We start from the raw sequence: 24,729 nt of genomic DNA, 5'->3' as shown, positions 1-24,729 counted from the left end.
ATAAAAGAACTGCACCATGGTCTGTGATACACTGGCAACCTTTATCATTTCTGCCTATATGGGAGCCGCTGGCGATTGCGCGGCTCTCTATCAGGGGCAGGTTGAAACTTCGATTTCACATGCGACCTGGACTACCCATCCTTATTGGAATAGTGACTCATTTCAACAAGGAAATATCTGCTACGATGGTAATGTCTATACCTTTGTACCTATGCGCTACAATATCATGGACAACCAACTTGCTGTTGTTGCGCCCGACAGCAAACTCTCTATAGTTCCTAATCAAGACAAAATCAAATGGTTTGAACTTGATGGCAACCGCTTTGAAAGAGAGCATGAATGGTTCATGCAGGTTGTGTATCAGGGCAGTCATGCTTCGCTATTGCTCAACAAAACCAAGCAAAACTATGGTGATGTAGAAATCGATCGGCGTTCCTATCATCAGATAAAGACCATTGACAGATATTACCTGCGGTTGGCAGACGGATCCTTACACGAGGTAAAAGGGTATAAATCGCTGCGCCGGGCAGTACCGGCATACCGCAATGAGTTGCGACAGTATAAGCGCAAACACAATATAGGATTCTGGCAGAGCGTCAGACTGGAAAGTCTGAAGAGCTGCACGGAGTTTTTGGATGGTCTGATGGCAAGCCGTGAACCCAAGGCGCACCCCGAAGATACGACCTATACCGTCTCGGTAAATCCTACAGCGCCATGGGACAGCATGTCCATCAGCATGGCTGATGCAGCAGCGGTGCCAGTCTTTCAGGCATACGCTTCGGGCAGCACCCACCGTTTGAATTACAGCGATGAGAAACAGATAAAGCCGGGAACCGCAGGCATCACACCTCTTAATACCCAGCGAGAATACGAAATGCTCAAAGAGGTAGAGGTGTTAGGCATGCGCAAGAAGCAGTCGCAACAGTATAGCGGTGTAGAGTCGTTCCACCCCTCACTACTTCGCAATGTCCCATTAGTCATGGGAGAAACTGACGTCTTGAAACTCGCATTGAAGTTGCCGGGAGTTGCCTCAACAGGCGAGGCTGGCAGCGGAATCAATGTGCGCGGCGGTGCTACGGAGCACACCCAGATACTCTACAACGGCAACACCATATTCAACCCGATGCACATGTTCGGACTCTTCTCGGTCATAGATCCCGATTTGGTGGGTGAGACCGATCTGTACAAGGGAGGCATCCCCAGTCAGTATGGCGGTCGTCTGTCGTCGGTCATGAATATAAAAGGGAAGACTCCCGATCGCAACAGCTTCCATGGATCAGCCAGTATCGGTCTTGTGACATCAAGAGCAGCAGTTGAAATACCTATCGTGAAAGACCGCATGTCGCTACTGTTAGGCGGTCGTGCCACCTATTCTGACTGGATGCTCAAACTGATCAACAAGAAGGACCACGATTCAGATTCGTGGAACGAAGGAGGCAACACCTACGAATACCGCGATGGTAAAGCCGGTTATTGGGATGTGGGTGGCACACTGAACACCCTCTTGTCGCACAACCATACGCTGCTCATCAATGGTTATTACAGCCACGATCGCTTCTCGCTCACCAAAGAGAAGAAATATAACTATAGCAACACGAACCTATCGGCAGAGCTGCGCAGTCGCTATGGCGACCGACTCTCTACGACACTCATCGCAGGTTATGACCATTATGACTATGCCAACAGAGACTCCGAATATCCCACATCTGCCGCAACGCTCTCGTTCAACCTGAACAACTATTTTGTAAAGGGCAACGCCAACTATGCACTCCATAAAGACCACCTGTTGAATATGGGCATACAGGGACAGTACTATCGGATTATGCCCGGCAGTTATCAGCCTTGGGGAGAGAACTCGTACATTGTGGGACGGAAACTCAATACCGACCATGCCGTAGAGAGCGCCTTGTGGATGGAAGACACCTGGACTTTGTCGCCAGCGCTGAATATCGTTGGAGGCGTCCGGCTGAACCTGTTCAAATCTTTCAAAGAAGGATTAGAGACCTTCTATCTGCGTCCCGACATCCGCCTTTCTGCCAACTATAAACTCAACGACAACGCATCTGTCAAAGCAGGATTCAACACCCTGCACCAGTTTATCCATAAGGTTTCCAATACCGTCATCATGTCGCCAACAGACATCTGGATGCTCAGCAACGATAAGGTAAAGCCACAGTCGGGCTGGCAAGCAACAACCGGCTACTACCTGCAGTTTGGCAAAGGCTGCTATGAATTTTCGGCAGAAGCCTACTACAAAGGGATGAAAGACTATCTGACCTACCGCAATGCTGCCATCCTCGTCATGAATGATCATCTATACGAAGATGTGGTGGGAACAAGCGGACGTGCCTACGGCATCGAACTACAGATTCGCAAGTTCTATGGCAAGCTGAACGGATGGTTGAACTATACCTATTCACGCACTGAACTGAAGCAAAAGAACGCTATGGGGCAAACGCCGATCAACCAAGGCCGATGGTTTGCGGCAGACTATGACAGTCCCCATAATCTGAAGTTGGTCTGCAACTATAAATTCACACGCAGATATAGCACATCGCTCAATGCAGAATACAGCACCGGCAGACCCTATACAGCTCCCATCGGCATCATGCCCTCGGAGACAACGGGCGATTACTCGGTGCCTGTCTATTCCGACCGTAACAAGCTGCGCATGCCAGACTATTTCCGACTTGACTGGTCTTTCAATATCGAGCCAAGCCATCACCTGACCGCATCCACACACAGTTGGTTTACCATTGGTGTTTACAACCTGCTTGGACGTAGTAATGCCTACTCCATCTACTTTGAGAGTGACAGGAATAATGTTCGAGGTTACAAGTTGTCCGTATTCGGTGCACCTATTCCATATATTAACTACAACATCAAATTCTAACCATGCTACATGATATCCATCACATAAAACGCGCCTTCATCTTTTGCATGACACTGCTGACAACCGTGGCATGCACCTACGACTACGAGATACCCGACTCCGAGACAGAACCCATGGTCGTCATCTTTGGGCAGATTGTGAGCGAGAGCGAGTGTGTGTTCTCACTGCATAGCACAGCAAGACCTAATGGCAATCTGGAGATTTATTCCAATATAGACGATGCAACAGTTGTTGTAAAAGGCACAGACGGACAGGTCTTTGAAGGACACGGAGTCGGCAATTTCACTGGACGCTTCATCGTAAATGTCGGTAAGCTGTCGTCAGACCAGAAGTATTACGTTGAGGTATCAACCCCATACGGAAATTTCGCCAGCGAACCCATGCAACCGCTTGACGCTCCTGAGCTCACCGATATCTGTTACGAACAGTCTGAGGTCAATAAGTCGATCAATGTAATGGTCACAACCGCTGATCCCCACTCCCTTGTCTATCTCTTATGGCAGGTAGATGACTATTATGAGATTTACACACCGCTTACCACACAATGGAAATATTGTATGGGACAGAACGAAGGCGACTCGGATGGTCAAAACGGCACATTTGAGAAGATTTCTCCCGAAGCATATACCAACCACGGTTGGCGTCACGCCATAGCACTTGCCAATTTCGCCACCAATGAGGATTATGGCTGTGGAGCCATCACCAAGCGCAGTATCTACACACGCACTATTAGTGACCATCGGTTGCAAACACGCTGTTGCACACGCATCAAACAGATGGCTATCACCCGTCAGGAATATGAATACCGCCGGTTGATGCTCAATCAAACAGACAATATGGGAGGCTTGTTCACTCCCATGCCCTCCGAACTCCCCACCAACATCAAGTCTGTCGGTGAGCGGAAAGCCATCGGATATATCGGAGTAAGAGGCCGCACGAGTATGAAGGAGATGTATATCAACGGTTCGGATGTCGGCTATAAGAGCCAAGACAATCCTCAGACATTTCCACAGGATGGGGTATCGCCCTCTGCATTGGTGTACCACGGGTGTAGTGTCTATACCCACACTCCCGATACCGGCGACACCATGTGGACCTTTACCTGGTGTGTAGATTATCGTGATAAGTATTGGGGTGGAGACGCCATAGACCGCCCCGATTTCTGGCAAAACAAACAATAGTTTATGATTAGACATTTCGCTCTTATACTATCCTTACTGATAGGATGTTCTGCTTTCGCTCAGTCAAAGGTGGAAGTAGTATCTGCCTATACCGACAAAGACTGTTATCTGGTCGGAGAACGGCTTTGCGTGCGTGTTGATGCCAGCATTGACGGCAAACCCTCTGCCAGTCGTGTGGCTTACGTAGAGATTTCCGATACACTCAGCATGTATGCTCAATGTATGGTTGCCTTAAGAGATGGACATGGTTGGGCAGAGATTCCCCTACCCACCACTATGCACAGCGGTTGCTACCAACTGTCAGCCTACACACGCGTCTCGCAACTACTCGGCTCAGATGCCATCCACCGTTCCATCATCGGTGTAATCAATGCAGATAAACTCTCACGGCTGGACGACATCACCATCATCCCAACAGACAGTTGCCAGACTCCCCATGCACTGTTCCAATACAAAGCAGGCGATACGGTAAGTATTCCCTTGCCGGAAACCGATGCATCGGGTTGCTGCGTATCTATCACGAAAGGAGGAATATCTGCCAACCTCTCTGTCTGCAAGCCATCGGTCCAACCTACGACCGAAGGAGGCATGACAGCGTATTGTCCGGAAATAGAGGGACATATTGTCAGAGCCAGAGTGGCATCGGGCACTTCTGCCAAGGTCATGACAACCCGTCTGTCGCTGATAGGCAAGACCGCCCTGCTATATGACGGCAAGCGTCAGCCAGACGGTTCTTACCTCTACTTTACATCGGGTATCAGTGGCAACCAACCCGTATTGGTCACTGCCTACGACAGCTTAGGCCGATCCATCCCGATGGAATTGGTATCTCCCTATCAATCGATGCTACCCAAGCGTCTGCCGAAACTCACGGTCTATTGTCAGGAGAAAGCATTGCGAGAGCGTGCCGCTATCGCCCGTCAACAAGCATCAAGCGATGCGAACGCCCCTGCCACCTCGTTGGTTCACTCCGTCAAGTTGATGTCTGCCACACCCGACTATTTCTATGATCTGGACGAATACACCCAGATGAAAGATGTGCGAGAAATGCTCCTTGAATTTATAAAAGGAATAAGAAAGGAGAAACAGCATGGTGTCAGTCTCCTATATACGTACAATCCAGAAACGAGAAGCTATGCCAAGATGCCGGCATTGATCTTACTCGACGGAATGCCTATCTACGATGCAGACGACCTGTTAAACTACGACGCACACCTCATCAAGTATGTTCAGATTTACTCCGGAACATTCCATTTCGGCAGCAGCAGCTGTTGCGGTGTCATCTCGTTTATCACCCGCAAGGGGCGATTGGCTAATTATAAGTTGAAAGATGGCGAACAACTCATGTCTTACGCCTTCCCTCAAGACCATCCAACCCCTGCGAACGGATTAGCATCAAAATACCATACGACGACGTGGTATCCTATGGTCAAAGCGAAAACCCTGACAATTACCATGCCATCTGCAGAAGGTCTATACCAGATGACCGTTCAGGGGAAAGACCCAACAGGCCATATCCTTCGCACAGCGTATGCTATCAAGGTGGTGAAATAGCTTCGACCGACGGTTTTGGCAGAAAATGTTTGGTAGTGTGGCAGAAATAAAGTACCTTTGCCCCACACTTCACTACTATGACATACAAGACAAAACAAATCATCGGATGCATCATCATGCTGATGTTTCCTGCACTCAACACCATGTGGCAGACTGCCGCAGCTCAGCAGTCAAAACAGCAAGCCCACATCCAACAGCGCGAAAACTATGAGTTCGATAACGACATACCACGCTATGTAGAACAACTGAAACAAGAACTTACCTACCCCATGGCATGGGGCAACAGTCCCATACGCAATTTCAAAAAGTGGAAGAAGGCAGCCCGACAAACTGTTTTCCAGTGCATGATGACTCCACCGCGCAGGGCAACGGCATGGAACATGGAGGTATTGGGTGAAGAGCAGCGCGATGGCTATCGTGCACAGAAGATTGCTTTCAATATCAACGCCTATTCACGCATCACCGCCTATCTGCTTATCCCAAATGGCAAAGGTCCGTTTCCTGCCATCAATGCACTACACGACCATGGCGGCCACCTCTTTATCGGCAAGGAGAAGATGATACGTCCCTTCATGGTCACACGAGAGGTTACCGACGATGCCGATACCTGGGCAAAACAGCTCTACGATGGTCAATACATGGGCGACTATCTCGCTCGCCACGGCTATGTGGTATTCTCCATGGATGCACCGATGTGGGGCGAGCGCGGCAGACGAGAAGGTGTGGATCGCAACCGCTACGACATCATTGCCGGCAATATGATGATTCTCGGACGCGACCTGTCAGCCTTTATGACCTACGACGATTTGGCAGCCACAGACTTCCTGGCGCAACTGCCCTGTGTCGATGCCGAACGCATAGGCTGTGTCGGATGCTCCATGGGTGGCTACCGTGCCTGGATGCTCTCTGCCCTGAACGACCATATCAAAGCGGGCGCCTCCATCTGTTGGATGATCAATACCGATGCCCAACTCACCAAGCGCTACGGCCGCCGCGAATATGGCGGCTTTGCCAACTGCATCCCCGCCCTGCGCCAATATCTCGACTATCCGCATATCGCATCGTTGGCATGTCCCAAAGCCATGCTGTTCATCAACGGCAGAAAGGATCATCTCTTTCCCCTACCGGGTGTAGAGCAGGCATTCGACGAGATGCACCGCGTTTGGAAAAGCCAACATGCTGACAGCAATCTCGTCACCGAGCTATGGGACATACCCCACTCCTGCGGCATACCGGTGCAAGAGCGCACCTTGACATTTTTCGACACCACCCTCAAGAAATAGCCCCGTAACAGGATAACCCAATCAATATACCACACATATCACGATTATGAAACATAACACACCACAATGGAATAGCAGCGAGATCTGCTACATCCTAATAGTAGGCAGCATAGCCGCATCACTGCTAATAGGCTTCATCTGCGAAGCAACAGGATGGTCGTTGGCATCGATGCAATGGATCACCCGATGGGTATCGTCACCAGTAGCCTTGGCACTCGGCATCGCCTTTGCCCTGCTGTTTGGCAAGGCATTCCCCGAATTCAACAAAACCATGTCGAAGAAGCTTCTGCAGTATTCCGTCATAGGATTAGGTTTCGGCATGAACGTCAACCAAGCCTTAGCCTCAGGAGCAGAAGGCATGGCATTCACCATCGTCAGCGTCTTCGGCACCCTGGCATTGGGTTGGCTCTTTGGCAGACACCTGCTGAAAGTGGATGCACAGACAAGTTATCTGATCAGTTCGGGCACAGCCATTTGTGGCGGTTCAGCCATCGCAGCAGTAGGATCAGTGCTGAAAGCCAAAGCCGAGAGCATGTCGGTGGCGCTCGGCGTAGTATTCGTACTCAACGGCATAGCCCTCTTCATCTTCCCCTACTTCGGCGATGCCTTGGGCATGACGATGAAGCAGTTTGGCATGTGGGCAGCTATTGCCATCCACGACACATCGTCTGTGGTAGGTGCAGGTGCTGCCTACGACCAGATGCACCCCGACTGGCTGGCATCACAGGGCGTCAGCGCCCTCGAAGTGGCAACTACCGTAAAGCTGACCCGCGCCCTGTGGATCGTCATACTGACGCTGGTCACCCCCTTCTTCTTCCGCTCCACCATGGCATCGGTAACCGCCAGCAAACCCTGGTATCGCAACATTCCCACCTTCATCATCTGGTTCATCGTAGCCATTGTGCTCAATACCTACGTGCTCGCCAACCCGTCGCTCCTGGGCGATGCTGCCTCGACCGTCGGCAGTCGTATAGGCACCACCATCAACCTGCTTGCCAAACATGCGATTACGCTGTCGCTCTTCTTCATCGGTGCCTCGCTCACCAGAGACACACTCCGTGCTGTCGGCCTACGTCCACTTCTGCAGGGTGTACTGCTATGGGTGAGTATCAGCCTCATCAGTCTGGCGTATATCTGCACAGTATAAAATCGGTGTCAGAGCACTCGCTTTGCCACACAGTTCAATACTTATACAACAAAAATATCCCCAAAGGGAAAAGGCGACTTACATCGTGTCATCGCCCATCCCGTTGGGGATATTTGCTACAGTAGAATGATTATTCGCACACCACCAGTCCACCATTACACGGAATGGTAACATCAAGCAGTTGCTTCTTCGACAGCTTCACCGTCTTCACCGCGCCTTCAAGAGCTGCATTGTCGGCATAGACATTAAGCGCTGATCCTGCGGCAAACATCGGCACGGCAAGTTTGAGTTTCAGCGGTTCACGTTGCGCATTGATGCCAGCCACCATCCATCTGTCTCCACAGCGCCGAGCCACGACGATATATTTTCCAGGGTAGCCCGCTATGAATTTCACATCGTCCCATGTGGTAGGCACATTCTTCATAAACTCCACCGCCCATGCTGGAGCATCGGTCATATTGTTGGGAGCAAGGGCAAAATGTTGCACCGCACTCTGAAAGAGCACCGCTGTAGCAAGGGCAAACACATCAGATGTACGGCGTTTCGTACCATGTTTGTTGTCGGCGCCATAGAACTTATTGAGGGCGCTGCCACCAAAATCCATAGAACCTACCGCGTTGCGGAGGAAGGGATGGAGGGTCGCATTGCGAGCCTCATTGTCACACATATACTGCGAGAAGTGGAGATTCTCACTTGCCAACACCGCTTCAGCAGCCACAAAGTTAGGATACATGCGTTCCCAACCACGGGGCAAGGTGCAGCCGTGGAAGATACACTCAATGCCGAAATCGTTGGCATCGGTCAAGATATCTTCATAGAGTTGCATCATCTCCTGCTTATCGCCACCGAAGAAATCGACTTTGATTCCACGAATGCCAATCTTCTGCATCCATGCCATCTCCTTGCGACGAATGCCTGATTTAGCCATTTTTCCATGAGGCCCTTGTGGTGCATCGTTCCAATAACCATTAGAGTTGTACCACAAGAAGAGGTCAACACCCTTTGTTTTGCCGTAGCGCGCCAGATCTACAATCTTCTCATAACCGATCTGGCTGTCCCAATGGGCATCTACCAATACCGTCTGCCATCCCATAGCAGCAGAGAAATCGATATATTCTTTCTGCTCATCGTAGTTGCAAGAATTGTCCATACGGATAATCCATGACCATGATCCCTTGCTGCCTTCATAGGTTTTTGATGCGGGATATTTCTCTTCAACAACATCGAAGGGGATAGTTGTCTCGACAATGGGAGCCAGTGTGCTACCCAAAGTGATGGTGCGCCAAGGTGTTTTGCCCGGCAAGGTGATACCAGCAAAGGTAGAGCCGAGACCGTTCATCTCGCCCTCCTGTGGAAATCCTATCTGATAGGAGCCATCGTCATGCCCCATCAAGCGACAAGCACAATAGTCGCCATCGGTGCCAGTCTCTGAGATAAGCAACCATCCGTCATTGCCATTGCGAAACAGACAAGGAAAGGTATATCCCGTTTTGCTCAGTCGAGTGCCTACAGGAACATCAAGATCATAGTTGGTTTCATAGCTGGGAGCAGTACGCGCAAAACCTGTCATTGGAGCCATCTGCGGACAGAGAAACGATGTAGCTCCTTGTGGCATAGCAAACGAAGTAGCTTCTTGTTTAATCACACAGCAACGAGTGTCGCCATGGCTTTGCAACAAGTAGCGAAAAGCTACATCGTTGTTTCCCACATGGAACTCTACATCAAATACGGCCTTTTCGTTTTTTGAGAAGGTAAAAACCTGGCGATGAGCATCAACATCGACTTTGCTTTTTTTGATGCGAGACAGCGAATAACTCTCCTTGATGGTTGTCACATCAGAAGCATTAGTCATAGTCAGACCATGAGTATAATCACCAACATTGGTATTGAGACCAAGTGCCGATGGTTGTAAAAACGCCTTGCCATCATAGTTAATTTGATAACTGGGACAGCCTTGATTATCGGATACGGTAACAACCAAACGTCCATCAGGACTGGTCAACTGCTTTTCTTCTGCTTGTGCTGAAAGGGCAATGAGCGAAAATGCCATCATGCCCAAAATATACTGTTTCATTGTTGTTAATTAGTTTTAATGATATGAATTGTTATTTATCGAACTTCCACCAGTCAAAGTTAAAGAGATTTTTCTTCTGAATGGATGTGCTCTTAAATACGAAATAGACATCGCGTACACCATTACACTGAGTCACATCAGTGATAAACTCCCGATACTTAAACTTGGTATTGGGAATATCTATGGCTCCTGCCAATGAACCATCTACTGCATCGAGACGAATTTCCATTCTGCCACCATACAACTGCGACGAGCAAGAAGCATGAAACTTGAGGGCACCCTTCTTGCCGAAATCAATACCGCGCACGAGGATATACTCGCCATCATCGATATCGGTAACGAAAAGCGTCTCATTCCATGGTCCTGAAGGATTCTCACGTGTAGTTTTCAATCCATAGCCCCACGCCATGGTTTCAGCCTCAACACGACAATAAGGATTAAAGGTGCCTATCTGTTTCAACTTACAATCTTGGAAATAAGGCAGTTCCTTGATAGTACCGTCGGCATTATAGGTCATCTCGGCTGCCGATACAGAACGGCGCTCAGCATGTCGAGAACTCTCAAGGCGGAATAGGTCATACGTCAGACCAAAACAATACGACTTGCCTTTATAGTCGATAATACCTGGATGATTGCCACGTGTACGTGGAGTATGATCCATAATATGTCCCATATGTTTCCAAGGTCCAGTGGGCGATTTACTCATGGCATAGCCGATACCTTCAGGGCAACAGGTAGATGCAAAAGCGAGATAATACCACTTCTCTCCCTTATCATTCTTTCTTGCCCAAAACCACGGTCCTTCCTGGTAATCATCAATACGATCCATAGTCATAATATCACCATCGATGGAAATCATGTCCTCTTTGAGTTTCACACAATAGGTATAGGGATTGCCCCAATACATATAAGCCTGTCCGTCATCGTCGATATAAACCGACGGATCAATGTCGTACCAATGTTCCTGACGCCAAACCAGAGGATGACCCAATGGATCTTTAAATGGTCCATAGGGTGAATCGGACACAAGTACACCGATACCATGTCCATGAATGGGACAGTACATATACCACTTGCCATTGCGTTCTACCACACATTCGGCCCATGCACCATTGTCCCCCTTATACCAAGGAAAATCTTTCAACGATGCTACAACACCATGATCTTGCCAATTAACCATATCTGTAGAGGTATAGAGCAACCAGTCTTTCATCATAAATCCCTCTGAATAATCTTCATCGTGGGTGGTGTATAGATAAACGGTATCACCATGAACATACGGTGCAGGGTCTGCCGTATATTTGGTCTGGATGATTGGCATATTGATGGATTGTGCCCACAAAGACACTCCAGACATACCAGACAGTAAGGCTGTCAACAAAAGATGTTTCATCATGTTCTTCAATTTATAGTTATTGTCTCGTATTATTTTAACAGTCGGACACCATAAATCTGTCCTATCTGACGGTCTTTATGCGCCACAAAGCGAATACGAATCTCATTCTTTCCTTGCAACATAGCAGAGGGGATGGCATAGTCAACCGTCTTAAACTGGCTAGTACGCCAACGATGGCTGTTGTTTACACTACAGAGAAGTTGGTCATCAACATAGATATCAAACTCGCTGGTACGCCATTCATCCTGTCCCCAGAAGGTGAGTTGCAAACTCAGAGACGACTCACCGCCAGTCTGCATCAGATAACTGAATGAGTGTCCGTTACGAGCATCACGGAAGAACACTCCTTCGGTATTGCCACGTTCACTGCCATCAGTTTCCATGCGATGATCAGTTTCTGGTTGCTGTTCTCCAGGACTCACCTTGTCAACAGTGCGTGTCTCAAGCGCCTGACGGGCTTGTTCCTTATCGGCAAGATCTTGCATATAAGCCTTATATTCGTGTTCTCCAAGCGCCAACCAATACATCATATAGCGTGAATCGTGAATTTCAAAGAATGGTTGTAATTCGCCATCAATGGCATTCTCCATACGGGTGGCCAATTTGAAATGTAGGGGTTTGCCTGCTACCGGACGCAAATCAGCAACCATATCCTCCACTTTTTTAGGCAAAAGGATAGGTGCTTTGTCAAGCGGAAGCTTACGTCCACCAGCATACTGACCGAAACGGCTATCGTCGGCAAGTAGTGAAGCAAGATCTTCTGTGCCAGTCTTCATTCCTAATAGAATAGGACCATACATGATTGCCACATACTGTGGCACATTTGGCATGGCCTTGATACTAGCATGCATGGGCATGGATATCTCAATACGGTCACCTTTTTTCCACTTGCGTTGGATACATACAAAACCATTTTCCTCCTTACTATTAAGAGTAAATCCTACTCCTCTCACCTCAAAACGGTCGCACCATTCAGGTTTGCGAATCTTCATAGTGAATACACCTTTGCCTTTCTCTACTACAATTTGCGACGTTTCACTATAAGGGAAAGCGGTTTCCTGTCGGATAACGAAACTACGCTCACGCCAGTTCAACCGCGAATGAAGGAAAAGATTGACATAAAGGGCATCGTCGGCAGGCTTGGCTCCTTTGGTATGAGTCCATGCAAATTGTCCATACTTACCATGATTCTCCATACCTGTTCCCACACAACACCACATGGCCATATTAGCAACAGAATAGTTACGATAATGACGAGGACGAGCCGATGTAAAATATACATAACCTCCATGCTCAGGATGCTGGGTGGAAAGAATATGATTGTACATGGCCAATTCATAGAAGTCACCATAGGCAGCATTGGGGTTAGCGCGGTTCAAGAACTCGGTCAACTTCAACATATTATATGTATTGCACGACTCAGGACCATCAATATCGTTGACATAATCGATGCAAGTTTCTTTGGTGGGAAAATGTTCACGACGGCTATTACCACCCAATGCTAACGAGCGCTGCTTGGTAACAATATCCCAAAAATACTGGCTGGCATCATGATAAGACAAATTGCCATCCAGTTCGGCAATACGCTGAAAACCTACAACCTTTGGTATCTGAGTATTGGCATGCAGATTATCGAGACAGTCGTGATGTTGCGCCATAGGTGTCAACAACTGTTTATGGGCGAAACGACGAGCACAGTTCAAATACTTCTGTTGATGGGTTATTGCAAAAGCATCAGCCAGCACCTCATCCATTCCTCCATGCTCATTGCCCAACATACGCTCCATCTGTTCATCACTTAAACCTGACGTGATATCAACAGCCCAGTCACAAAACTTCAAGAATAGAGTCTTGGCCTGTTCGTTTCCACAATAAAGCCAGGCATCGCGGAGTCCGGCAAACATCTTATGAAGATTATAGAAAGGTGCCCACGAACCGAAATACACACTGAAGTCACCCTTGCGAAAAGTGGACCATAGTTTCGCACTATTGGGAAATCCACCCACATAGTTACGACTCCAATCCTCACCGCGACGATTGTTGGCATCTAAACACAACTGTAACTCGCCAATCATATACTCCATACGTTTCTTACATTCCTCACTACCTGTAGCGGCATTGATAGCAAGAGCAGAGAGATAATGTCCTCCCACATGTCCATCAAGACCATCCCAGTTAGGATAGGTTGGTTTACGAGGTGCCAGTCCTGCTTCTTTACGATAGGGAGCAAGCATTCTGTCACAGTCGTATTTCAGCAGATTCGCAATATTCAAATCACGTGCATGTTTCAGCGGTCCATCAAGCAAGACAATATCGCCTAATGGAAATTCATCTTGGTAGAGTTTCTCTTGCGCCATAGTTTCAAGAGACATGGCTAAACCTACCAAAGTAATAAAAGAAGTTAGTTTTTTCATATCTTTCTTTTCAAGTTGTGTTATCAATTGTTTGCCGTTAGTGTTACTATCGCTTTCTTTCCATCATAAACCACCGTTTGCTGATAGCCATCAGGCATTACAAAAGTCAGCTGACGACGCTTTACCATTTTCTTGTAACTACCTTTCCGTGCAGATATTGATAGTTGGCGATGGCTGTCGTCCCAATGTAATGTATAGGTGACATAGCCTTTGCGCTCACAGTCATAACCGTCACCAGCATCTTCATAGATGGTAAATGTAGCATCCGCACCAGGATACACCTTTATTATATAAGGAGCATCGGGGTGTTCATCGGCATATTGCTGTGGAGCGGTCATGGGCACTATAGAACCGCCACGCACATACAGTGGTGAATGGTCAATAGGCGCTGGGGCATCGATTGTTTGACCACCTTCTATCCTAATACCAGTCCAATAGTCATACCATCCTCCTTTTGTTTGAGGCAGATAAACCTGCCTGGAAGCTTTACCATAAGCCATCAAGGGACGTGTCATAGGCGCCACCAGAAAGGCAGGACCGAACATAAATTCGTCTTTAAGATCATATACTGCACTATCGCCAACAAAATCAAATGCCAAAGCGCGGGTCATCGTATAACTCTCATTGCTAACCTTTGCTGCCATTGAATATATATAGGGCAAAAGTGAATAACGCAGTCGGATATGGTTGACGATACTTTCGTAGAATGGTTCACCGGGGTTACCGAAACGCCATACTTCACGTGGGGTATCAGTACCGTGACTGCGGAGCATTGGCAAGAAAGTGGCATATTGGAACATTCGGGTATAGAGTTCACGATAAGCGGGATCATTACATCCATCGGGATACTCTCCTTTATAAAACCAACGATTCCAACGATCAGGACCTACAAAGAATGCACCCACATCAACAGTCCAGTAGGGACATCCTGTAGCCATAAAGTTGAGTCCTGCAGGTATCATCTGTGCAAAGGTCTTCCATGAAGCGTAGGTATCACCATTCCATGTGATAGTGGCATAACGCTGTTGTCCAGCATAGGAACTTCGTGTTAGGTTGACCACTCGTTTACTATCAGTGGTCTGACGCTGATGTTTATAGATTCCCATTGCATGATAAAGAGAATAGGATTGGCTACGTTCCGCACCCAACACGTCACTCAATACCTTGGTATTAATCTGCCAACGTTCAAAATGATTGTCATAACCATAATCAGGATGCACTGGATTGTTCCAATCACCATCGATGGGTTCCGAAGAATCGCACCACCAAGCATCAAAACCATTACTAAAGAACTCCCGATTGGCATAGTCCCAATAGAGCGAACGAGCATCGGCACGATAGGCATCATAAACAGAACTGCCTGGCAAAATCCATCCACGGCTATTGAAATCATCATATTGCGGACAGTGCTGCGCATTGGGCCAAATAGAAACCATCAACCTACAATTCATTGCATGCAGACTATCAGCCAACATACGTTTATTGGGATAATACTTCGGATCCATCATCATCCGTCCCCACTGACCTGCTGGCCAATAGTTCCAATCTTGCACTATCATATCAAGAGGTATCTGGCGCTTACGATACTCACCAACTATGTCAAGAAGTTCTTGGGAACTGCAATAGCGTTCTTTCGATTGAGTATAACCAAAGAGATAACGTGGCATCATAGGACTCTGACCTGTCAACCACCTATACCCCTCCACTACCTGATCCATATTTCTCCCCTTGATGAAATAATAATCTATCTGCCTTGCCGCTTCCATCTCTACATAACTACTGTCTGCCACATCGTTATAAACCATGGCACAACCAGCATCAAAGAGCAATCCATAGCCTGCAGTAGAGTTGAGCACAGGTACCATTGCCTTAAGATTGTGTTGGCAGAGATACATTTTCTTGCCACGCAGATTCATATAATTCTCCATGTGGGAACCAAGTCCATAGAGGGCTTCGGTGGCAGTCCAGTCGAAATACGTGCGATAGCGGAAGGTGCTGCCGATAGTATCGCGACGCAACACGTCCATCACCGCCACATCGCCATTGGCGGTATGCGCAGTACGTCGGCTTGTTTCATCATAGGTAATTTTCTCTTGCCAGACCTTCTCCGCACTTCGCGGACAGCGAGGATGCTCACGTAGCAACAGTCGATGGTGCAGGTCGTAATAGCTGACAGCGCCTGTTGCAGCATCAATACAGACCGTCATACTATCGGAAGAGACCGACCACAGGTCATCGCTATAGGTCAAAGGCAACGTCCGTTTCCGATGCGCCACACAGACGTCAGTACCATTGTCTGTCAACTGTCCATCGGGCTGATACTGCACACGAACAATATCTGCACGCACAAACTCTACACGCAGTCGTGACAACCCGTCAACCACTTCCAATCCGTTGCTGACAGCCGTAGACTTTACTGCCTTTATTTCCCTATTAGCAGCTATTGCCAGTGGGACAGCAAGTCCCACCAGCAACATGGTTATTGTTTTCTGAAATTCCATTTAGAATTATCGCTATTGAAATTAAATGGTGCCAAACCTGGTGTGCAATCGCCAAGCGAGACGAGGGCAAGGGGCTCGGAAGTGCCCGGTACTGCTTTCGGCAAGACTTTCTTTTTCTGTGCCGTTACAGTACTTACGGCGAGCACGAAAGCGCAAATGCAAATCGCCCACCTACGCATATAGCTTTTCTTCATACAAATCCGTTTTTTAGATATTAACAGTTACATTGACTTTCTTCAAGTCTTTATCTGCAGAGCTATTACCATAATATACTTCATACTTGCCACCCTTAGTCCGAACGGTATTGGTGGCTGCATCAAAAAGTTCGAAGCTCTTGCTGTCAAGTGTGATTACAGCATTGGTGGTTTGGCCAGCCTTCACTGTCACACGCTGATAGGCTTTGAGCGACTTCAACGGACCATCTGCATCTGTTGGATCCTTGATATAGACCTGAATGGTCTCGGTGCCGTCTTTCTTACCCACATTGTTCACAGGAATAGTCAGCGTGACTTTTCCGTCTTTTCCGAATGAGGTAGCAGAAAGTTGTGCATCACCTATAGAAAAGGTGGTATAGCTCAGTCCGTAGCCGAAAGGGAAGAGGGCGTCGTTCATATAACGATAGGTGCGACCCTTCATAGAATAGTCTTTGAAGTCGGGCAACTGCTTGGTGTCGCGATAGAAGGTGACGGGGAGTTTGCCACCGGGGTTGTATTCACCGAAAAGTACGCGTGCAACAGCTTCACCACCTTCTTGTCCCGGATACCATGCCTGTAGGATAGCATCACAACTCTGTGACTCTGGAGTGAGTGCAATAGCCGAACCTGAGCAGTTTACAAATACCACTTTCTTTCCAGCTGCCTTCAATGCTTTCAGAAAATTGCGTTGTACGGCAGGCAGTTCGATATCGGTACGGTCACCGCCCTTGAATCCTGGTACATGGATGGGCATTTCCTCGCCTTCAAGTTGTGAAGAGATACCTCCTACAAAGACTACCGTCTGGCAGTCGTTCAACTGATTGATGGCGTCTTGATAGTCGATAGGTGTCTCATGGCCGATATTGATTTTGAGGTCGGCATTATATGTTGGCATCTCATGATAACGGATTTCTATCTTGTAAGATTTGCCTTTCTCTCCGTCAAATTCAATGCGCGACTCGGTGGTGCGCCATGTAGATTGTTGGGCTTTGAGCTCTCCGTCGAGATATACCTCATAGTGTCCGCAACCATCCACATCGAGCAATACCTTGGCGTGCTGTTGCGGGCGGAATACGGTTTCATAGACTGCAGAAAAACCGGTCAGACTGACATTGGGAGCAAAGGTATGCTGGCCGTGGGTGGTGACCTGTATGGGATTCTTCTCGTAGGTGACAGTAACGGGTTTGCCCTCACGCTCACGATTGTTCCAGAAGGTAGCCTTGAAACCTGTTTTGCCATCCATACTACACTGATTGTAATAGGATTCAAGCGTCTGGTCGTTGACCAAGTCGCAGCCCTTGAATGTTATGATTTGGCTTTTCTTTAATCGGCTCTTGATACCGTCGAGGATGGTTATGGTCTGTCGGGGTGTGCCATTGTAGTTGCCCCACATCATGGGTTCGTTGTTGGCATTAGGACCGATGACGGCTATCTTCTTCTCGTGTCTGCTGAGAGGGAGCACATTGTTGTTGTTTTGCAACAAGGTCATGGTCTGGAGCGACATTTGGAGGGAGAGGTTGCGATGTTCCTTGCTACACAATACTGAAGCAGGAATATTTGACCACGACACGATGCTGTTGTCGTCCATCTCACCCAGGTCGAAGCGACCTTCCAACAGGCGCACAACGTGTTTATCAACTTCTGCTACGGTCAGTGCGCCATATTTCACTGCTTCTGGCACTGACTTGTACATATACTGGAAGCCACACTCTACATCGGTACCTGCCAATACTCCCTTAGCGGCAGCATTCTTTGGACTGCTCGATACCTTATGGTTATTCCAGAAGTCAGTCACGGCACCACAGTCGGACACAACGAGGTATTTGAATCCCCACTCATCGCGCAGAATGGTTTGAAGCAAACGAGTGCTCCCACAACAGGGTTCGTCGTCCCAACGCTGATAAGCGCACATCACCTCGCGCACCTTAGCATCCTGCACGAGCGACTTAAAGGCAGGCATATATGTTTCCCATAGGTCGCGCGGTGTCACATCGGTGATATTATCGGTGTGGCGAGACCACTCTGGACCGCTATGGATGGCATAGTGCTTGGCACAAGCCCATAACTTTCGGTATTTAGTATCTTCAGGACCTTGCAAGCCACGCACCACGGCGCACCCCATCATACTGGTCAGATAGGGATCTTCACCATAGGTCTCCTGACCGCGCCCCCAACGTGGATCACGGAAGATATTAACATTGGGAGTCCATACCGACAGGGCGTGAAAGCGCGTGACCTCGCCTCCCTGTTGCTGGAGTTGATTCCATTTGGCACGCATCTCGGTAGAGGTGGCATCAAACACCTTATATACCAAACCATCGTTGAACGAAGCTGCCATACCAATAGGTTCTGGGAATACGGTGACATCGCCCATATTGGCAACGCCGTGGAGGGCTTCACTCCACCACTGGAAGCGCTTGATGCCCAAACGGGGTATGGCGGGAGAATCGTCCAGCATCAGTTGGGCTTTCTCTTCCAAAGTAAGGCGACTACACAAATCCACTGCACGCTCATGGGCAGAGAGTGACGGATTCTGATAAGGCAATTGCTGTGCCTGCAATGCTACCGGCATACTCAGTATTGCAAGGCTTAGGAGTAATGTTCTGTGGGTCATAATGTCATTTATTAGTTGTTATCTATTTTGGGGTTCTATAATTCTGTAGTTTCCGCTCAGATGCATAAAGGCGAAGAGGCGGAGCAAGCCATCATAGTAGGCATCGAAGAATCCATCGGAATATGGTTTGTTTTCCAGATTCCACAGCCGTTCTACAAATTCACGGCTTTTATTATGGGTACATACCAGCGACACTGCTGCTGCAGTTGCCACCAATCCTGTGGAATGGCGTAGTGCCTTATACTCGGTGCCTGCCTGAAGGGTGTCTTTCACCGCAGTACCATCGATGTTGTACTGATCGACATAATGGTCTATGCCTTGCGAATAGAGGAAGTTTTGGATACGATTGCCATATTGCTGTTGCCACTGGCGATCCTTGCATGCCCAACTATAATCCAAGGCTATATTCATCGGCACACGCCATGAGTCGAAACGGAAAGCATCGCCGATAATGCCACGACCGCCCATCAGTGTTCCATCGTAGTTACAATAGTCGGGATTCAGTCCGGTCACTGGATGGATGGCTTTATGGAGAAACTCGCGACTCTTCTGTGCACATTCGTTCCAGAACTGCGAACGACCATCGTTAGCCCACTTAGCCCATACCTCATAGAATGCTGGCAGATGATAGGATGGGTCAGTGAAGCGTCCGCCAAACTTATCGGGTGTGAATGTGATGAGTTGGTGTTCGAGGTTGATGAGCGGTGCACTCTGATCCATACCAGCCTTTTGCATCGAACAGTTGAGGATGTACTGAGCCTCCTTCAGATAGTTGATGCCTGTATCATTGCCCCATCTGTTAGAGGCAAAGATCAGTGCAGTGACATAATAGAGTTCGCCATCGGAAGCAGGACCTTGGGCATTGCGCGTACCATCGGTTTTACAGCTCCATGCAAAATATCCCTCCAACGGGCCATGCTGATGTTGCATATATGTCTTTCCCCAACGCCAAAGGCGGTCGAAGATGTCTTTTCTATCAAACTGCACGGCAATCATCAAGCCATACGACATGCCTTCGGTACGCACATCATGATTTTTGATATCGCTGATATATGCCATCGAGTCGCCTACTTCAAAATATACTTTATCGGGACCTTCAAACACATCATGGAAGATTCTTTTGAGTTTGCGGTCTATCTCGCTCTGCGGATAACCAAGTTCAGCAAAGAGGTTACGATACTGGTGGGTGTCGAATGCGCCTTGGGTCCACGGCAGTGCGTCGAATCCTACCCAGTCAACTTCTACTGTTCCTGCGGTCTGCACGGTGAAGTGCAAGTCGTGGATGCCCAACGGAGGTGTCACTACTGGGGTAGAGGCTTGTGTCCATTGATTGCTCTTGGGCAGTTTCATCTTGGCAATGACAGTGCCTTTGGCACCATCAGCCCTAACGGTCATGGTGCCACCTTTAGGTGAACGCACACGGACGGTAAAGCGTTCTACCTTCTCTTGAGCAAAATCCACCTTATTATATATAAGGGCATTCTGCTTTCCAGAGAAGAGTGTCTTCCATCCTTTGAAGCAGTCTGTGGTGTCAAGATAGTCGATGGAAACCCCTTTACTGCTGACAGACGAGTAGCGGTCTATGTCTATTCGATTGCGGGCATTGGCGATTCCTACACCACGGAGTGTGGGAACAACCTTTTGGATAGTACCATCGGCATTGAAACAGAGCGAATCGATACGCACCGAGCGGTTTTTATCAAAGCGTGGAGAATAGTCGTTATGGTGATAGAACAGATACCATTGGTTCTGATATTGTACGATAGAATGGTGGTTGGTCCAGCATCCCGTGGGCGATTCATCCATGATAATGCCCTTAAATGTAAATGGTCCCATGGGATGATCAGCCATGGCATAGGCTAAAGTCTCTGTGCCGTTTTTCTTTCTCACCCAAGGGAAGGTGAGGTAATATTTGCCATTGCGTTCAAAGGCAAAGGGTCCTTCCTTGAATCCTTCAGGCAGTCCATCTATCCGAACAGGGTCAGAAGCCAGTTCGGTCATATTGTCTTTGAGTCGTGCCATCCACAGAGCACCACCTGCATAATAGATGTAAGCCTGTCCGTCGTGGTCAATCAGCACACAGGGGTCTATGCCATGCACACCCTTGATAGGTTTCCACATCGGCATGAAAGGACCTGCGGGATGGTCTGCCACAGCCACACCGATACCGAAACCACGTTCTTCTCCTTTGGGTGCTGCGGGAAAATAGAAGTAGTAGCGACCGTTTTTCTCTACACAGTCGGGCGCCCACATGGTATAAGAGCCATCCTGCACCCAGGGCACTTTATCTTGCGACACGATCACGCCATGGTCTTCCCAGTCGGTGAGATTGGAGGATGAGAATACGTGATAGTCTGCCATACAGAACCAATCCTTCAGTTTTTCTATTGGACTGGGAATGTCGTGCGAGGGGTAGAGATACACTCTACCATTGAAGACCCTGGCTGTGGGGTCTGCTGTGAATTGTCCTTTGATAACGGGATTTTGTGCACATACCACGGAAGCGGTTGCAACAGCCATACCAAGCAGTAGTTTTCTACAGTTCATACAGAATAATTGTTTAGTTATTGCTGTTGCAAAATTAGGCATTTCATCGGACATTATATGTATTCTCGTGTTTCATATTGTTTTCAAATAGTATCAGATTCATGCGATATTGCGGCTTCGCGAGTTTTTCATCCTTATCGGTCAAGAATATCAAAATATTCGACCACACATCGACCAACAGTGCATATCGTGTCACCCCAAACTGCTATACATCATAGGAGAAACGGTGATGACAATCAGATACCGTCAAGCGTAACATTTACTTTACCACGCGTAAACTCCGGAATGTTATAGGATTTCATGGTTCGGAGATAATAGGCAGCATCGGATTGCGGCAAGAGAAACGGTTTGGAAACCTTGCCATCAGCATCTATATGCACGATATATGGTCGGGTATAGAGTCCGTCATCCTGTCGGCTTGCCATCACCATCCATCGTGAATTACTACTCCACGAATGGTATGACGCACGAAAATCGGGCAATATCGATACCATTTCTAATGCGGTAGTGGCATTGGCAGGTATCATCATGAGGCGTGCTTCTTTGTGCCAGATAGAGAAATTGCCATAATCGGAAAGTGTAAACACCAAGTGGCGACCATCGGGAGAGCATCGGGGAAATGATACACTCTTCTGTGTCTGACGGGCATCATAGATGACATGTACGCTATCAGCAAACTGTTTCTTCTCTGCATCAAACCCTATACTACAGAGCGAATAGTGCACCTGGTCGTAGTCATCAGGGATTTTCACGCTGTCAGCACTGCAAAAATACAAGGTTCTACCATCGGCACTCCATGACGGGAAAGTTTCAAACTTGGTTTTCGACATCAACAGCGGTGTAGTGATCAACGTATCGGCTTCAAGGTCATAGACCATGACATCGGAGGAGAAATCAAACACCTCTATTCTGTTTCGGTCAGTAGTATGAAACATCTGCTTGGTATCGTTCTGCGAAAAAGCAATAAAGCGACCGCTTTGATGCCATGAAGGATAGACCAACGACTTCGGCGTGACGAGTTTGCGCAATCGTGCCTTACCGTTTTTCATATAGGTTCCAGCATGGTTAAGGCGCAGATGAAACATGAGTTGTTCTGGATTGTAATTACAGAACGAGTGGCAGTTCATGCAACCTTTATCCGTTTGGCGGTTGGTTATGATAGCTTCCTCGTCATAGTTTTCCACACTACGCTGGTATATGCCCATCTCATTCCATACTTCATAACCAGGTTCGATGAGTCTATAAACCAATGTATTGTCGATGGAATCGGGCGAAATATTCATCTTAAAGGCATCATACTCCACCCATTTACCATTTTTCTCTCCCTGAATGGTCACTGTTATCACATGTGAGGCTGCCACCAATTTATGCCAATCGGCTTCCGATATGCAGATGCCATCAGTGTCATCGCTGCCCACGATTATCGTTTCTGAACCTGAACTAAATACGGCTTGCACAGACTCCAAGGCATTCGCACTGTCGTTCAGAGCAAAGGTTGGAGCGGAGATATTCACCGGAAGCAGCACATCGGCGTAGTCAGGGAACAGTGGTGCAGACTGACGCAACGGTTCTGCCTCTTGTCTGTGGAGCGTACAAGCAGCCAGAACAAATGCCGACAGCATGACAAACAATATTTTCTTGATCATTTTCGGTTTCCTCCTTTCAGTTTTTTATAGGCATCGGCAAAGTATTTCTGTTGTGTCAACTGATATTCAGGAAATTCATCACAAAGGCTCACAAACTGTTGATTGTAGTGTGCAAGCAGATAGAGCGCACCCAAATACTGGAGCGTGGTGCGACATTGCACCGTTCCACGTGTCTGTCGAGCCACATGCAACAGATCGTCGTCAAGGCCTTTAATACCGGAAAAACGATTATCGGTAATCAGGCATCGGCGCTTCACGCCATATTCCGCATCCTTCGCTACGGCATCATCATGATAGAGGAATCGCCTTTGCGACATAGCCCATGTCTTATAATAAACAGTCTTTTCTAACCATCGGATGTATTTCTCTGCCACAGCATATTGCCCATAGATGATGTTGGTCTGTACCAGTCGCATCAGCAGGCGCGGTGAGAAATCATTCTTTTTCTCATTCAGTTCGAAGGCATAACGCTGCGATTGGGCGATATGTCCCATAGAGTAATAGATGTCGCTGAGCAATACTGCGAAGTCTTCGTTCTGTATGGCATCGATATAAACAGATCGGATATCAATACATGGTTCGTCGTAGAGACACTGACCGAGCAATCCTTTCTCGGCAAGTGCCATATTCAGAAAGTTCTGTGTCAACAGATTGGTCACTCTCCCACCCTCATCACAACGGGCAATGATGCCATCCCAATCCTGCTTTCGCACCATATTACTCATTTCAATATATTGGGTTTGCTGCTGGCCTGCTGGGGTAAAACGGGCTGTTAGTGCCGACAAGCCATTGGGGCTTATCAACGCCAACAAGCCCACGCTCGCAAGCCATGAGGGTACAAGTGACAGGTACAGCCATCCAGTCTTTTTGCAGAATAGGCGGATAATGACCATTGCCAATACAGCCACCAACAATGCTACAATCATTGTCATAAGGATGCCGATGATAGAATGAGCAAAATATTGCAGGAAGAATTGGCGCACCACCTCTCCCACTCCATATTGATAGAGTGCATACGACAGATAGTGACTGTCCCAATAGAACGTAGTCCACCCCTCTGCATAGTTCAGTATCGGAACACACAGAGCAAAGAGCGACACATGAAGTGCCACGTTCAGCACCAATATCAACAGTACGGTTTTCTTCATTTATAGTTTCTAACCCACAAAGTTACATATTTTTCCACACATACCCAAACTATTACGGCAAAATATTCGCATCATCATCCTGACCGTTTAATCCATATCTTTCGGCAGACCACGGGTGATGGATGTGATAGACAAAA

The 24,729-nt window shown here is 47.9% G+C and carries 14 protein-coding genes; 5 read left to right on the top strand and 9 right to left on the bottom strand.

All coding sequences use genetic code 11. The features are described 5' to 3' along the window. Positions 1–16 precede the first annotated feature (16 nt). The 5 genes from CIK93_RS07165 (at position 17) to CIK93_RS07145 (ending at position 8,058) form a co-directional block, all read left to right on the top strand. Positions 17–2,893: a TonB-dependent siderophore receptor gene (locus tag CIK93_RS07165; protein ID WP_094447001.1), complete on the top strand. Its 2,877-nt coding sequence runs from the start codon at positions 17–19 to the stop codon at positions 2,891–2,893. A 2-nt stretch (positions 2,894–2,895) separates the two neighbouring features. Then, entirely contained in the window at positions 2,896–4,074 is a 1,179-nt protein-coding gene (locus tag CIK93_RS07160; protein WP_094447000.1) for a DUF4249 family protein, read from the top strand. A gap of 3 nt (positions 4,075–4,077) precedes the next feature. Next, the gene (locus tag CIK93_RS07155; RefSeq protein ID WP_144007607.1) at positions 4,078–5,628 is read left to right on the top strand and encodes a hypothetical protein; all 1,551 of its coding nucleotides are present in this window, start codon (positions 4,078–4,080) and stop codon (positions 5,626–5,628) included. Positions 5,629–5,771: 143 nt separating this feature from the next. Further along, entirely contained in the window at positions 5,772–6,911 is a 1,140-nt protein-coding gene (locus CIK93_RS07150) for a S9 family peptidase (RefSeq protein ID WP_094447017.1), read from the top strand. A 46-nt stretch (positions 6,912–6,957) separates the two neighbouring features. Next, positions 6,958–8,058: a YeiH family protein gene (locus CIK93_RS07145; protein WP_094446998.1), complete on the top strand. Its 1,101-nt coding sequence runs from the start codon at positions 6,958–6,960 to the stop codon at positions 8,056–8,058. Positions 8,059–8,188: 130 nt separating this feature from the next. On the opposite strand, the gene CIK93_RS07140 is transcribed toward CIK93_RS07145, so the two are convergent. The 9 genes from CIK93_RS07140 to CIK93_RS07100 form a co-directional block, all read right to left on the bottom strand. After that, positions 8,189–10,132 (bottom strand): glycoside hydrolase family 97 protein, encoded by a 1,944-nt coding sequence (locus tag CIK93_RS07140; RefSeq protein ID WP_094446997.1) that lies wholly within the window; start codon positions 10,130–10,132, stop codon positions 8,189–8,191. 31 nt (positions 10,133–10,163) lie between these two features. Next, positions 10,164–11,525 carry a glycoside hydrolase family 43 protein gene (locus CIK93_RS07135; protein WP_094447016.1) on the bottom strand — a complete coding sequence of 454 codons (1,362 nt, stop codon included), beginning with the start codon at positions 11,523–11,525 and terminating at the stop codon, positions 10,164–10,166. Between the two features lie 32 nt (positions 11,526–11,557). Next, complete coding sequence (locus CIK93_RS07130) at positions 11,558–13,942, bottom strand: beta-L-arabinofuranosidase domain-containing protein (RefSeq protein WP_094447015.1); 2,385 nt, start codon at positions 13,940–13,942, stop codon at positions 11,558–11,560. Positions 13,943–13,965: 23 nt separating this feature from the next. Next, a complete protein-coding gene (locus CIK93_RS07125; RefSeq protein ID WP_254046757.1) occupies positions 13,966–16,443 on the bottom strand; it encodes a TIM-barrel domain-containing protein in 2,478 nt (825 codons plus the stop codon). Then, complete coding sequence (locus CIK93_RS07120; protein WP_094449283.1) at positions 16,422–16,637, bottom strand: hypothetical protein; 216 nt, start codon at positions 16,635–16,637, stop codon at positions 16,422–16,424. Before CIK93_RS07120 ends, CIK93_RS07125 begins: the two co-directional genes overlap by 22 nt. A 13-nt stretch (positions 16,638–16,650) precedes the next feature. Then, complete coding sequence (gene xyl3A, locus CIK93_RS07115) at positions 16,651–19,251, bottom strand: xylan 1,4-beta-xylosidase (protein ID WP_094446995.1); 2,601 nt, start codon at positions 19,249–19,251, stop codon at positions 16,651–16,653. An 18-nt stretch (positions 19,252–19,269) separates the two neighbouring features. Further along, entirely contained in the window at positions 19,270–21,798 is a 2,529-nt protein-coding gene (locus tag CIK93_RS13770; RefSeq protein WP_173815128.1) for a glycosyl hydrolase family 8, read from the bottom strand. A 236-nt stretch (positions 21,799–22,034) separates the two neighbouring features. Beyond that, positions 22,035–23,444 carry a PD40 domain-containing protein gene (locus tag CIK93_RS07105; RefSeq protein ID WP_094439414.1) on the bottom strand — a complete coding sequence of 470 codons (1,410 nt, stop codon included), beginning with the start codon at positions 23,442–23,444 and terminating at the stop codon, positions 22,035–22,037. Beyond that, positions 23,441–24,592, bottom strand: a complete 1,152-nt coding sequence (locus CIK93_RS07100; RefSeq protein ID WP_094446994.1) for a DUF6057 family protein — start codon at positions 24,590–24,592, stop codon at positions 23,441–23,443. The genes CIK93_RS07105 and CIK93_RS07100 overlap by 4 nt, the downstream gene beginning before the upstream one ends. Positions 24,593–24,729 lie beyond the last annotated feature (137 nt).

Source organism: Prevotella sp. P3-92, assembly GCF_002251205.1.
Lineage (GTDB): Bacteria > Bacteroidota > Bacteroidia > Bacteroidales > Bacteroidaceae > Prevotella.
The sequence above is the reverse complement of the archived record's forward strand: the minus strand, read 5'-3'. Positions and strand labels throughout refer to the sequence as shown.